A 12,877-nucleotide genomic window follows, 5' to 3' on the forward strand; every position below is an offset into this window, starting at 1 on the left:
AATAATACCGTTTTCAGGGCACAAAAAAAATCCGAACGGGAAGCCCAATCGGATTTTAAAACTTTACTCAACGTTATGAAAAACTCTATTGTTAAGACGCTGAACTATGCTATTGGTTACATTTTTTTTTGATTTTTTTGAATAATTTCAAAATAAACAACGACAAACAAGCCTATTTTTAAATGTAACTATAAATTTATCAGGCAATTACAACGCAATCGCCGCGCTCTACTTCGTGCTCAACTTTTTTGTATTTTACATCTTTTACCACCCGACCATCGCGGTATTGAACCGTTACTTTTTGATTACGGTCGGCAATTTTGATGGTACGAACAGGAGCCTGTTTTTCTGCCTGACGAGCGGCGTAGGCATTTGGCCCGCCACCTGCCGATTCTTCCACCACATCTTCATCGTGACGATTGGTCTGGAGTTGCGGCTCGTTGCGGCGTGTTTGGCGAGGTGCCTGCTGCGGAGCTTCTTCCTGTGGAATATGGGATTTCATTAAGAAACTGACCGTCTCAAAATTCACTTTCGTCATGAGGCGTTTGAATAACTCTACCGACTCAAATTTATAGATCAATAATGGATCTTTCTGCTCATAAGCCGCGTTTTGTACCGATTGTTTCAGGTCGTCCATATCGCGAAGGTGTTCTTTCCATTCCTGGTCAATGAGCGAAAGCACCACAAATTTCTCCATTTCATGAATGATCTCACGGCCATTGGTGTCAATGGCTTTTTGAAGATTCACGCCGATCTGGGTTCCTTTGATGCCATCGGTAAATGGAATAACGATTTCCTGAATCGTTGCACCGCGCTCTGCCGAAATTTGTTTCAAAACGGGCAATACCTGCTCGGCAATGGCTTTGTTTTTGTTCAAATAATGTTTCTCGGCCGCGTCATAGAGGCGCTGGGCGCGTTGCTCGGGTTTGAGCTTCGAATATTCTTCACGCGTGAACGGCGGTTCAATGCCGAAATTAGTAATCGACGCCAGTTCGAGTTCTTCCTGATTATCTTCGGTATTGGTCAATACTTCGTTGGCAACGTCATACATGGTATCGGCAATGTCAATCGCCAAGCGGTCGCCAAAAAGGGCATTACGACGGCGTTTGTAGATATTTTCCCGTTGCATGTTCATTACATCATCGTATTCGAGAAGGCGTTTCCGAGTGCCGAAGTTGTTTTCTTCCACTTTCTTCTGCGCCCGTTCGATGGATTTTGACACCATTGAGTGTTGAATTACTTCACCTTCTTCCAGACCCATACGGTCCATCACGCCCGCAATTCGGTCAGAACCGAACATACGCATCAAACCGTCTTCCAATGATACAAAGAACTGCGATGAACCCGGGTCACCCTGACGACCCGCACGACCGCGCAACTGACGGTCTACACGGCGGCTTTCGTGACGCTCAGTACCAATGATGGCCAAACCGCCCGCCTTTTTAGAATCGGCAGTAAGTTTGATGTCGGTACCACGACCTGCCATGTTGGTAGCGATGGTCACCGTACCGGGCTTTCCTGCTTCCGCAACGATCTCGGCTTCGCGTTGGTGCTGTTTGGCGTTCAGTACCTGATGAGGAATCTTACGCAGGGTAAGCATGCGGCTCAACAATTCCGAGTTTTCGACCGAGGTAGTACCTACCAGTACGGGGCGACCATTGCCTACCAATGTCACGATCTCGTCTACCACGGCGTTGTATTTTTCGCGCACCGAACGGTACACTTTATCTTCTTCGTCTTTTCGAACGGCAGGAATGTTGGTCGGAATGCTGACCACATCCAATTTATAGATCGTCCAGAATTCACCCGCTTCGGTTTCGGCTGTACCCGTCATACCGCACAATTTGTGGTACATACGGAAGTAGTTTTGCAGCGTAACCGTCGCGTATGTTTGAGTAGCATCTTCTACTTTTACGTTTTCTTTGGCTTCAACCGCTTGGTGCAAACCGTCTGACCAACGGCGCCCTTCCATGATACGACCCGTTTGTTCATCTACGATCTTCACCTTTCCGTCCATAAGCACGTAATCCACATCCTTTTCGAACAATGAATACGCTTTCAGCAATTGCTGCACAGTATGGACGCGTTGGGTTTTGACAGAGTATTCGCGAATGACTTCATCTTTCCGAATCAGTTTTTGTTGGTCGGTCAATTGATCGTCTTTCTCAATGAGATTCAACTCAATAGATAAGTCAGGCATCACAAAGAAGGCGGTGTCTTCGCTTTCGCCGGTGATGTAATCCAACCCTTTTTCGGTCAATTCAATGCTGTTGTTTCTTTCTTCAATGGTGAAGTACAATGGTGCATCGGCTTGCGGCATCAACTTTTGGTTTTCGGCCAAATAGATCTTTTCCGTTTCCTGCATCAAGGTCTTCATCCCTGTTTCACTCATGAATTTGATGAGTGGTTTGTATTTTGGAAAACCGCGATGTGCGCGGAACAGCGCCAAACCGCCTTCTTTTTTATCGCCGGCCGCAATTTTCTTTTTGGCTTCGTTGAGCAAGTCCGTCACGAGGCGTTTTTGGGCTTCCACAATACGCGATACGCGAGGTTTCAGTTCGGCAAAATCCTGCTCATCGCCGCGCGGAACCGGGCCGCTGATAATAAGCGGCGTACGGGCATCATCCACCAAAACGGAGTCAACCTCATCGACCATTGCGTAGTGATGTTTGCGTTGCACCAATTCTTCGGGACTGTGCGCCATGTTGTCGCGGAGGTAGTCAAAACCAAATTCGTTGTTGGTTCCGTAGGTAATATCGGCCAAATACGCCTGACGACGCGCGTAGGTATTAGGTTGGTGGCGGTCAATACAATCAACGCGCAAACCGTGAAATTCAAACAAAGGACCGTTCCACTCACTATCCCGACGCGCGAGGTAATCGTTGACCGTTACGATATGTACTCCCTGTCCGGCAAGGGCGTTCAGGAAGGCAGGCAAGGTTGCAACGAGCGTTTTTCCTTCTCCCGTGGCCATTTCTGCGATTTTCCCTTGGTGAAGCACCGTTCCCCCGATGAGCTGCACATCGTAGTGAACCATGTTCCACTTAATAGGGTGCCCGGCTACGTCCCATGTGGTATTCCAAATAGCCTTTTCGCCGTTGATCGTAATGTGGCTTTTCTTGACCGCCAATTCATGGTCAATGAACGTAGCGGTTACTTCAAGTGATTCGTTTTCGGTAAAACGGCGCGCGGTTTCTTTCACAATGGCGAAAGCAGTTGGCAAAATATGCAGCAGTACTTTCTCCAATTCTTTGTCACGCTCCAAGCCCAACGCATCTATTTGCTTAAATATTTCTTCTTTGTCGTTTACGTCCATCTCGACATTGTCGGTCATGCTTTGACGTAAGGCGGCAATTTGGTCGTCTATGGTTTTAAGCTGACCCGCAATGTACGTTTTGAGTTCCTGGGTCGCATTTCGCAGTTCATCGTGGCTGAGGTTACGCAGCTTCGCAAATTCAGTATTTACTTTTTCTACGTAAGGGGTAAGCTCTTTCAAATCGCGGTCTGCCTTCGTTCCGAATAACCCCGTAATACTTTTAGTGAGGAATTTTATCATTTTAAAATACTGTGTTTCTTGTTTTAATAAATTTCTTTTCGATCACCTACATCTAAAATATCAACAATTCTGACTTTGTCTCTTATATCGTAGATAATGCGATAATTACCTTGTCTGATTCTATATGCTACTCTACCTTCCAACTTCTTAAAGCCAACGGGACGGGGATTGATCGCCAGATCTGGAATTTCTTTTTTTATTCTTGAATAATCAGGCTCCTTTATTTTCTCAAGTTATTTTGAAACTCGTTTACTGATAAGTACCTGATACATTAAGATTTCTTTTTACGTTTTGCCTCGATTTGTTCGAAAACAGATTCTGCCGGAAGAAAATCATCTTCTCCCTTTGCAATGCGTCGCATAGCTTTATCGTAAGCCGAAATATCCTCAATATCTTCTTCACTGAAGTTCTCGGTTTTAACTCTCATCTTTTTGAGTAGTTGCGTTATTAACCGATATTCTTCTTCGTTAGCTGGTTTCACCAATATCGCGCCCATGCCCTTGTTTTTTTCGCAAAGTTAGCTTTTTGTCAATAGTTTAATAACAATATTCACGCTACAATATTTTATTAAGACAAAATGGCAGTTAAACAAAAGTACGCTGACATGTTGCCAATGGGTTTTTGACCTATAAATTAAACGGTACTATTGCTTAAAAGTAGTATTTATAGGAACTGAAATGCTTCTATTAGCCAAGACATTTAACTCCTCTTTACCATGTTAAAAAAAACAGCCTCTATTCTCTTTTTAGCCCTTTCTGCCTTTTTTGTTAACGCCCAATCACCCAATACCCTGACCGCTCAGGAGAAGAAAGAAGGGTGGAAACTTCTCTTCAACGGCAAAGACGTCAGCGGTTGGCATTCTTACGGCGCCAAAGGCATTGGCTCGGCGTGGATCGTGGAGCAGGGAGCGTTGAAGCTGAATGTTCCGAATCGTGCCGGAAATAAAGCACCCAACGGCGGGGATATTGTAAGCGAAGAACCCATTACCGGAGATTTTGAATTCAAAGCCGATTGGAAAGTAAGCCCCTTAGCCAACAGCGGTATTTTCTTTTTTATCAAAGAAGCACCTCAGAACAAGAACATGCACGATACAGGACTGGAAGTGCAGGTATTAGACAATAAGATCTACGAAGGAGCTGCCGAAAACAAACACCGTGCGGGCGATTTTTTTGGCGTAGCCAACGCCCGTATTCGTGAAGTAAACCCGGTAGGCGAATGGAATTCTGTGATATTCAGTGTTCGCAAAAATAAATTGACAGTGTCGATGAATGGATTTGTGGTGCAGGAGCATGATCTGGCGAGTGCCGATTGGAAGCAACGCATTGCCGGTAGTGGATTAAAGAACGCCCCGATTGCTCAGGGCGTCTATACAGGATTGTTAGGTTTGCAGGATTGGGGCAGCACCGTATGGTACCGTAACCTGAAAATCAGAAAGTTATAGGAACTTCTACGATGGTATCATCCCATCCTATGCGCATAATGGCGGCGGTACCTTTGGGGAAATTGATGGAAAAATTCTCCAAAGGAGCCTCCGTTGATTTTTTCGAAGGTACTGTAAATCGCACAACATCGTTAGCCTGATTGTATTTGAAAGCACCCCAGTAGTCAAGGTCGGAATTCAGGATAACGGTCCACTCGGTTTCGCCGGGAATAGTGAAAAGCGAATACGTACCTGCTTTCACTTTTTTGCCTTGAATGGTAGCATCCTGATAAAACTTGATCTCGGTGTTTTCGTTAGCGCCGGTACGCCATACTTTTCCGTAAGGCACGAGTTTGCCAAACACTTCACGGCCGTTTTTGGAAGGGCGACTGTAAAGGACGCGCACCAGGGCTTTTTCGCCGTCTTTGCGGTCGTGGGCAAAATGATCGGGAAAATAAGCGGCATCCATCGGGCTTTTGTCAACGGGCCTGAATGCCTGCGCCCACGCGCCTAAAACTGACATACTTAGCAAACAACATAAAAGGGTGGTCTTTTTCATTGTGTTTAAGAGAATTAAGTAAATTGGTTTGTCTGTGACAGAGGTTATTCATAACCTCAGGTAAGAAGGTTCTCAAACCTTCGATTTACTGAATAAACAGGAATCATTTAGCAGGGCCGTGTCGGCCGTTTTGAGAAACGGCCGACACGGCTTAGAAATTGCCCGTTTTGAGAAACGGGCAACACCGGCCAGCCTATCGCATGCTTGGACGCGGCAAAACCGGCAGACTTTCGTTCCCGTCTTCTCCCACAGCCTGTACGGCAAAAAAGTAATTGTCTTTGGAATAAGGCAATGTCAGCCCGTTTTTATCGGTGAAAAATTTCTTTTGCCAAAACGGCATGTGCGTTTCGCGCATGAGTACATAGTAGCCTTTTACTTTGCCGGATTTGGGCGTTTGCCAAAAAAGGGAGGTAGAATTTGTCAGATTACGGGCTTCAAGCGTCACATTTTGGGGCATGGCCGGTGCTTTGGCTAGACTCGCCAACGACGCCAGATTAACGCAGGTATTTTTGCGTAAATATTCAAAGTCCATGTTTTTGGCGTAATCACCGTATTCTATGCCCTTATCTGTTCGCAGGTCTTGGTGTTGGTTGTTGAAATTCTCATTCATTTCGGTAATACGCACTGCCGCAAAATCGCGGTTCACAAAAGGTGTGTGGTCGCCACCGCGCAGGTAGCGGTCGTTGCGATAAATGAGTCGTACCTCTAAATTATCTACATAGCGTTCGCCGATTTCTTTTACATACCGCGCTAAAGTGCGCGCTTTTCCGTCATTTTCAGCGCCGTACTGGCGAATTCCGGAAGCGCGTTTGTCGGTTTCAAATCCTGAAAGTCCTTCGCTGAAAATACGCAATTTGGTGTTGTCGATGAGCTTTGTATCCGGGCTGTGGTTGGAACCCATAATGTCGTTGTTGAGCAACGCTTCCAAGTTCCACTTTTCAGTAACGGCGCGTTCTGCCAAATGGTTAGCGCCCAATAAACCCTGCTCTTCACCGCTGACGGTCACAAATATGATGGTGGCAGGAAAGGCGTATTTGCTCATGACGCGGGCCAGTTCGATCACCGCTGCTGTACCGCTGCCGTCATCGTTGGCGCCCGGTGCGTCGGATTCACGATTGCTGACATCGCTCACGCGGCTGTCGATGTGCCCGCTGACCATAAATATGCGGTCATCGTTGGGATCGGTGCCTTTGAGGGTAGCCATTACGTTGCCGATTTCCTGCGGTTGGTCTACGCGGCGTCCGTCGGGTTGCAGCATCCATGTATCAATGGTAGCCGTCATACGTCCGCCTGATTGTTTGGCAAATTCGTTAAAACGACTCAAAACCCACTGCCGTGAAGCACCAATACCGCGTTTGGAATCGGTAACTGTACTCATGGTGTGGCGCGTGCCAAAACTAACGAGTTTGTTGATGTGGCTCTTTAGGCTGTCGGGTGATATTTCGGCAAGCATAGCGGCAATGGTCGGGTCGCGCTGAACCACTTGTTGGGCATGGCTTGTGAAAGCAGAAAAGGTGCAAAACAGGAGTAGAGCAGTTGTTTTTTTCATACGGTTTATTAGTGAAGTTGATGACAAAGTTATCTAAGGCAAATCCGAGAAATTAATGTTGGGGGAAGTATTTGCGGCGTTTCTCCTGAATGTGCCGTCGAGTGGGACAAAATCATTGAAAAAGCCGCAGTTACGCAGGTAAAAATTTCCGTTGGAGATGCCGCCGGCGTAATCTTTACGATAGTTTTTGCGGGCGGTAGCATCGCCGGTGAATTTGGCTTCTGTAAGTTCGATCCATTTTCCGCTCGTGGTATGAACCCATTGATTGGCGTACAGGCTCATTCTGCCGGTATTACCCGTTTCGGGAATAAAATTTTCCAGAAAAGAATGCAAAGATTTCAAATGCGTTGATGTTTTAGGGCGCTTGAAACTTGCGATAATACGCCATTGGTTTTCTTCAGGGGCAAAAAAGTAGGCGGTATAAATCGTGTAATTGTCAGCTATGGGTTTGCCTTGCAGCAAAAATTTATACGTATTTCCTGCCTTCCAATTGTATTTGAGATAGCTCTGCCCGCCGGCTCCTTCGTTGCCAAATTCGCCGGTATATACATCTGTGCCTTTTTTGAGCATCACGATCTTTTGCTCGTCCGGAATGGCTTTGGGGTTGTCGGTTTTGAATGGACTCCATACTGAAAACAGAATTCGGCGCTCGGTGGGAGAATTGACCTGCATTCCGAAATAGCCTTCGGCAAAACCGTTGGCCATAAAATAAGAACCGATCACATCCTGCCCTTCGGGAATGGTGAGTTCGTTGTAAAACCATTCTATGTTTTCGTTGGCGGGCAATGTATACTTTAAATGAACCGACGGCCCGCGACGCCCCCAATAAAAATAGTTGTCTATATTGTCTTTGACGAAAACGGTTTCGGCATTTACAGCACTTCCGCTGACGTTGATGCTTTGGACGGCGCCAAAGGTTGCCGCCGTTTTTGTTATTCCCTTCAAATCAATGGATACATAACTCGCTTCGTTCATATCCCACTCTCCCACAAAATATTCTTTTGTCCCTTCGGAGGCAGTCATGAACGCTACTGTTTTGCCAAAAACAGTGACGCTTAATTTACTTTCTCCGGCTGCGGAGAGGGTTACAGAAATTTTTAGTTTCCCCGTTTGATTTACCCTCAAATAGGTTCGACAAACCGTTTGAGAATGAGTCCATTCAACAAGCCCTTCTTTGGTGATCTTCTCGGGTTTTTCGGAATGGATCAGCCACGCATTGCCGCCGATGGGAATGGTTTGTTTATTGGTTTCATGAACCGCCGGTGAGGTTTGAGAGATTGCCTTAGAACTCCCAAAGCCAAGCATTAAACAGCTGAGAATAACAAATAAAAGGGAGGCACGGGTGATATTCATTGAATACTACGTCAGTTAGGAGGAGAAAATGGGCCAACAAAACTAACGTAAAATTGCATCATTGGCTAAAAAAACAAAAGCGGGGCGCGCCTTGCTCAATTGGGGGAAATCTATCTTTGAATGAATCGTTTTATTGTTTGGTACAGTTCTTTAAATATCTGTTCAACAGATGATTAAAATGGACATAAATGCAATCGACGAAATTGGCTTTTGATTTGTCTCTTGTGTTGGCACGCATTGAAGACGCGATACGGGCTTTTCCCAAGGCTGCCATGTTTGAGTTGGCCGAGCGGGGGTATAATACGCTGTTTGAACAACTTATTTCGTGCATCATTTCCATTCGAACGCTCGACGAGACCACGATTCCTGTTTCGCTGCGCCTTTTTGCCGTAGCGCGTACCCCTGAGGAATTGCTTCGTTTGAGTCCCGAACAGCTTACCGAATTGCTGTATGGCTCTACCTATCCCGATCAAAAAGCCTACACCATGTTGGGCATTGCCAAAGCCGCTGTGGAGCAGTACAATAATCAACTTCCCGCCGATTACGACAGCCTGACGGCACTCAAGGGGGTGGGTCCAAAATGTGCCAATTTAGCCTTAGGCGTGGCTACCGGGCAGGCAGCCATTAGTGTAGACATTCATGTGCATCGAGTAGTGAATCGTTGGGGGTATGTGGCGGCCAAACAGCCCGAAAAAACGTTGAAATTGTTGGAAGAAAAAGTGCCCGTTGCACAGTGGATCGAGATCAATCGTTTGTTGATGCCTTTTGGTAAACATATTTGTACCGGTACGTTGCCTCGCTGCTCAACGTGTCCCGTGTTGGCATGGTGTGAACAGGTTGGAGTGACGCAGCACCGTTAATTTTAAAATTCAAAGTTATGAAAACCATTGAACGCGATAATGCAAACATCTACTATACCATTAACGGTAGCGGAGCCATTACGTTACTTTTTGTGCATGGCTCTTATATTGACCATACCTATTGGGAGGCGCAGATCGATTATTTCAAGTTTCGTTATACGGTAGTTACCATTGATCTGCCCGGACACGGCCAATCGGGAAAAAACCGCAAAAACTGGTCAGTGGAAGGATTTGCGGAAGATGTAATTACGGTTATTAAAGAATTGCAACTGAAAAATGTCATTCTCATTGGGCATTCGCTGGCGGGAGATATTAACCTGATCGCGGCTACTTCCGCTCCGGAGTTGATCATGGGTTTTATCGGTATTGATAATTTTAAAAATGCCGCTACTCCTTTGCCGGAAGAATATGGGCAACAGGTGGATGATATTAAGAAAAATCTTCGAATTGATTTTGCCGGCACCAACGAGCAATACGCAAAAATGGCACTTTTGACTCCCCGAACTCCCTCAAGCATTACTGATAAAGTAGTGAACTCTTATCGCGACGCATACGAGCCGATGGGCATCCCAATCATGGATCAAATTTTTGAGATGTATAAACCTGAAAAGAAATTGCTGCCTGAGCTAAAATGCAAGCTTTACCTGATCAACGTGGATTACATGCCAACCAACGAAGAACCCCTGAAACGATACGCTAAGAGCGGCTATAAACTGGAACATATGCAGGGAACTTCGCATTATCCCATGCTTGAAAATCCTCAACGGCTCAACGAATTATTACAGATATGCATTATTGAGATTGTATTTTAACCATTTCTAAAAAATAATAATTATAACTTTAAGTAATAGAGGATAGGATTTTATGATTGGCGCCCAAACGTTATTGAAGTTAATTTTGTGCCATAAATAAAATAAATGAACGGAAAATACCTAATACGTTTTTCCTCACAAAGAAAGGGTAAATTACTAAAGGTTATGATAGCAACAGATATATGCATCATTGGCGCGGGGCCTGTCGGTCTGTTCAGCGTATTTGAAGCGGGATTATTGAAAATGCGATGCCATCTCATTGATGCGTTGCCACAGATCGGAGGACAGTTGTCGGAAATTTACCCGCAAAAGCCCATTTATGACATTCCCGGTTATCCGTCCATCAAAGCGCAGGAATTGGTAGACAATCTGATGCTGCAGATTGCGCCCTTCAATCCAAGTTTTACTTTGGGCGAACGGGTTGACACCATTGACCGACAGGAAGACGGTTCGATGATTGTCAAAACATCTGATGGAACGGAAGTATTTTGCCAAGTTGTGGTTATTGCCGGCGGACTGGGATGTTTTGAACCACGCAAACCGGAGATCGCGGGCTTGGAGCATTTTGAAGGCAGGGGCGTAGCTTACATGGTGAAAAATCCCGAAAAATTCAGAGGAAAGGAAATCGTCATTGCGGGCGGCGGCGACTCGGCGTTGGACTGGACGGCGTATTTGGCCGACATTGCCAAAACCACTACCTTGATTCACCGCAGCGATACCTTCAGAGGTGCTCCCGATTCGGCCGAAAAAGTATTTGCGTTGGCTGAGCAGGGGAAAATTAATCTGATTTTACAATCAAACGTCGTCAGTCTGAACGGCAACGGGCACTTGAAAGAAGTCATGGTGGCGGGGAAAGATAAAAATACGTACGCTGTACCTTCCGATTATTTTATTCCGCTTTTTGGGTTGAGTCCGAAGTTAGGGCCTATTGCGGATTGGGGGTTGAACATCAACAAATCAGCCATTGAAGTAAATACCGTTGATTATTCGACCAATGTGGAGCGCATTTACGCTATCGGCGATATCAACACGTATCCGGGCAAACTCAAACTCATCCTGACGGGATTTCATGAAGCTGCCATGATGTGCCAAAGTGCGTTCAAATTTGTTTATCCCAATCAGCATCTCAGTTTTAAATACACGACGGTAAACGGCGTAAATGCATTTTAAGGAATAAAAAAATGTAAAATACTGATAAACAGTATTTCACATTTTATAAATGAATGCTTTATTTTGAAACAATTTCTGAAAATGATACATTTCACGGTAGAAGATAGGGGAGGAGAGCGCCAAACGCTTGAAATTCCCGAAGGCATAGGTTTAAATTTAATGGAAGTTTTGAAGGCTTCCGAATATAATATTTTGGCTACTTGCGGTGGCATGGCGCTTTGTGCTACCTGTCACGTTGAAATTTTGGACGGCGGAGAATCTCTTTCTCCCACTAATGACGCAGAGCTGGATATTCTGGATACCCTGCCTTCCGCCACTTCGTGCAGTCGTTTGGCGTGCCAGTTGCGAGTGGACGAAGCGATGGAAGGAACACTATTCAAAATACGCGGTGAAGAGCATTAATGTGCTTTCGGTTTTGAGAAACCGAAAGTTTTCGTGATGTGCTTTTGGTTAAGATGTGTTTTCGGTTTTGAGAAACCGAAAGTTTTAAAATACGTGAGGAGCAGACGCTCGATAATATATTCCTATGTTTCGGGCAAAAATGCAATAGCATCTACTTCAACCAAAAAGTCAGGATTTCCCAATGCTGACACAAACACGACCGTTACCGTAGGCGGGTTGGAAGCGGAGATCATGTATTTTTGAGCCGCCTGAAAAGCCGCCCCGACGTTTTGTCCCGCAACAATAAAAACGGTTAGTTTCACAACGTTGTCAAAAGTAGCTTCGCAAGCAGAGAGCGCGGTTTGGATGTTTTGCATCACCTGTTCGGTTTGCGCCTGAATATCGCCCTTGCCTACGATTTCACCGTTTGATTTGACGGCGTCCTGACCGCCGATATAGATCGTTTTTCCTTTGCCTTGCGTTACGATAAGTTGTGAGAATGCCGGATTTTTCGAAAGCCCATCCGGATTCATGGGTTTAATGCCGGTTTTCATAGCTATTGTTCAGTTAGTTAGTTATATTAGAGTTATTCTTCAACCAATTCTTTCAGTCCTTTTAGGATATTATCCCACCCTTCGACCGATTTTTTGTATCTGTCTTCTACACCTTCGCCCTGTCCTACATTGTCCATGATCGTTAGAATGGTTTCACCGTTTTGATAGGTCAGCTCATCTGTTACGGTCGAGAAATTAGCGGATTCATCATCGTCGTCACTGTTATTGAGGGTATATTTCAAAAGCTTTTCCGGAACTATTTCCAGGATCTCGCCCGTCATTTCTATTTTCTTGAAAAAAAACATTCTCCCCTTAAAAGTGATGGTACTTCCGACTTCCCAATCCGAGAAAACTTCACAATTGAAAAAATATTCTTTGGTTTTTTCGGGATTGGTAAGCGCATCCCAAACTACCGGAGGGGTTGCTTTTAAGGCGATCCTTTTCATTACAATGAGTTCTTTCATAGCGTTTAATCGTTAAAAATTAGATACTTATCTTTCTTTTAAAAAATACATACGATTTTTTAAAACATTTTAGTCGGTCGATTGAACAAAAGCAAAAAGCCGTTTTCGTCGGTATCTATAAAATTTTAATTAAAATTTTTTCAAAAACATAAAAGTCATCTGCTACGCCGGCCTTTTTTTTCGTATATACGTTTCGATA

The 12,877-nt window shown here is 45.0% G+C and carries 13 protein-coding genes; 5 read left to right on the forward strand and 8 right to left on the reverse strand.

Translation table 11 applies throughout. From position 1 onward, the window contains the following. Positions 1-199 precede the first annotated feature (199 nt). From secA to ACQY73_RS29840, 3 genes are read right to left on the reverse strand one after another with little or no spacing between them, the layout of a single operon-like run. On the reverse strand, positions 200-3,556 hold the full coding sequence (gene secA / locus ACQY73_RS29830) for a preprotein translocase subunit SecA (RefSeq protein ID WP_428657828.1): 3,357 nt from the start codon (positions 3,554-3,556) through the stop codon (positions 200-202). 23 nt (positions 3,557-3,579) lie between these two features. Then, positions 3,580-3,780: a type II toxin-antitoxin system RelE family toxin gene (locus ACQY73_RS29835; RefSeq protein WP_428668560.1), complete on the reverse strand. Its 201-nt coding sequence runs from the start codon at positions 3,778-3,780 to the stop codon at positions 3,580-3,582. A 47-nt stretch (positions 3,781-3,827) separates the two neighbouring features. Continuing rightward, positions 3,828-4,052 carry a hypothetical protein gene (locus tag ACQY73_RS29840; RefSeq protein WP_428657829.1) on the reverse strand — a complete coding sequence of 75 codons (225 nt, stop codon included), beginning with the start codon at positions 4,050-4,052 and terminating at the stop codon, positions 3,828-3,830. A gap of 219 nt (positions 4,053-4,271) precedes the next feature. Between ACQY73_RS29840 and ACQY73_RS29845 the strand changes: the two genes are divergently transcribed. Further along, positions 4,272-4,997 carry a 3-keto-disaccharide hydrolase gene (locus tag ACQY73_RS29845; RefSeq protein WP_428657830.1) on the forward strand — a complete coding sequence of 242 codons (726 nt, stop codon included), beginning with the start codon at positions 4,272-4,274 and terminating at the stop codon, positions 4,995-4,997. Here the strand turns inward: ACQY73_RS29845 and ACQY73_RS29850 are convergent. From ACQY73_RS29850 to ACQY73_RS29860, 3 genes are all read right to left on the reverse strand, one after another. Next, the gene (locus tag ACQY73_RS29850; protein WP_428657831.1) at positions 4,984-5,535 is read right to left on the reverse strand and encodes a DUF2911 domain-containing protein; all 552 of its coding nucleotides are present in this window, start codon (positions 5,533-5,535) and stop codon (positions 4,984-4,986) included. The genes ACQY73_RS29845 and ACQY73_RS29850 overlap by 14 nt on opposite strands. 193 nt (positions 5,536-5,728) lie before the next feature. After that, positions 5,729-7,084: a M28 family peptidase gene (locus tag ACQY73_RS29855; protein ID WP_428657832.1), complete on the reverse strand. Its 1,356-nt coding sequence runs from the start codon at positions 7,082-7,084 to the stop codon at positions 5,729-5,731. A gap of 33 nt (positions 7,085-7,117) precedes the next feature. Beyond that, entirely contained in the window at positions 7,118-8,437 is a 1,320-nt protein-coding gene (locus tag ACQY73_RS29860; protein WP_428657833.1) for a DUF3472 domain-containing protein, read from the reverse strand. 188 nt (positions 8,438-8,625) lie between these two features. Here ACQY73_RS29860 and ACQY73_RS29865 point away from each other — a divergent pair, with 188 nt between their 5' ends. From ACQY73_RS29865 to ACQY73_RS29880, 4 genes are all read left to right on the forward strand, one after another. Further along, complete coding sequence (locus ACQY73_RS29865) at positions 8,626-9,297, forward strand: endonuclease III domain-containing protein (protein WP_428657834.1); 672 nt, start codon at positions 8,626-8,628, stop codon at positions 9,295-9,297. 17 nt (positions 9,298-9,314) lie between these two features. After that, complete coding sequence (locus ACQY73_RS29870) at positions 9,315-10,109, forward strand: alpha/beta fold hydrolase (protein ID WP_428657835.1); 795 nt, start codon at positions 9,315-9,317, stop codon at positions 10,107-10,109. A 165-nt stretch (positions 10,110-10,274) separates the two neighbouring features. Further along, positions 10,275-11,279 (forward strand): NAD(P)/FAD-dependent oxidoreductase, encoded by a 1,005-nt coding sequence (locus tag ACQY73_RS29875; RefSeq protein ID WP_428657836.1) that lies wholly within the window; start codon positions 10,275-10,277, stop codon positions 11,277-11,279. Positions 11,280-11,360: 81 nt separating this feature from the next. Then, the gene (locus ACQY73_RS29880; RefSeq protein WP_428657837.1) at positions 11,361-11,681 is read left to right on the forward strand and encodes a 2Fe-2S iron-sulfur cluster-binding protein; all 321 of its coding nucleotides are present in this window, start codon (positions 11,361-11,363) and stop codon (positions 11,679-11,681) included. A 122-nt stretch (positions 11,682-11,803) separates the two neighbouring features. Here the strand turns inward: ACQY73_RS29880 and ACQY73_RS29885 are convergent, their stop codons facing one another. Continuing rightward, the gene (locus ACQY73_RS29885; protein WP_428657838.1) at positions 11,804-12,214 is read right to left on the reverse strand and encodes a RidA family protein; all 411 of its coding nucleotides are present in this window, start codon (positions 12,212-12,214) and stop codon (positions 11,804-11,806) included. A gap of 32 nt (positions 12,215-12,246) precedes the next feature. Then, a complete protein-coding gene (locus tag ACQY73_RS29890) occupies positions 12,247-12,678 on the reverse strand; it encodes an SRPBCC domain-containing protein (protein WP_428657839.1) in 432 nt (143 codons plus the stop codon). Between the last annotated feature and the right edge of the window lie 199 nt (positions 12,679-12,877).

The sequence above is a fragment of the Runella sp. genome (assembly GCF_965279615.1).
Classification (GTDB): domain Bacteria; phylum Bacteroidota; class Bacteroidia; order Cytophagales; family Spirosomataceae; genus Runella.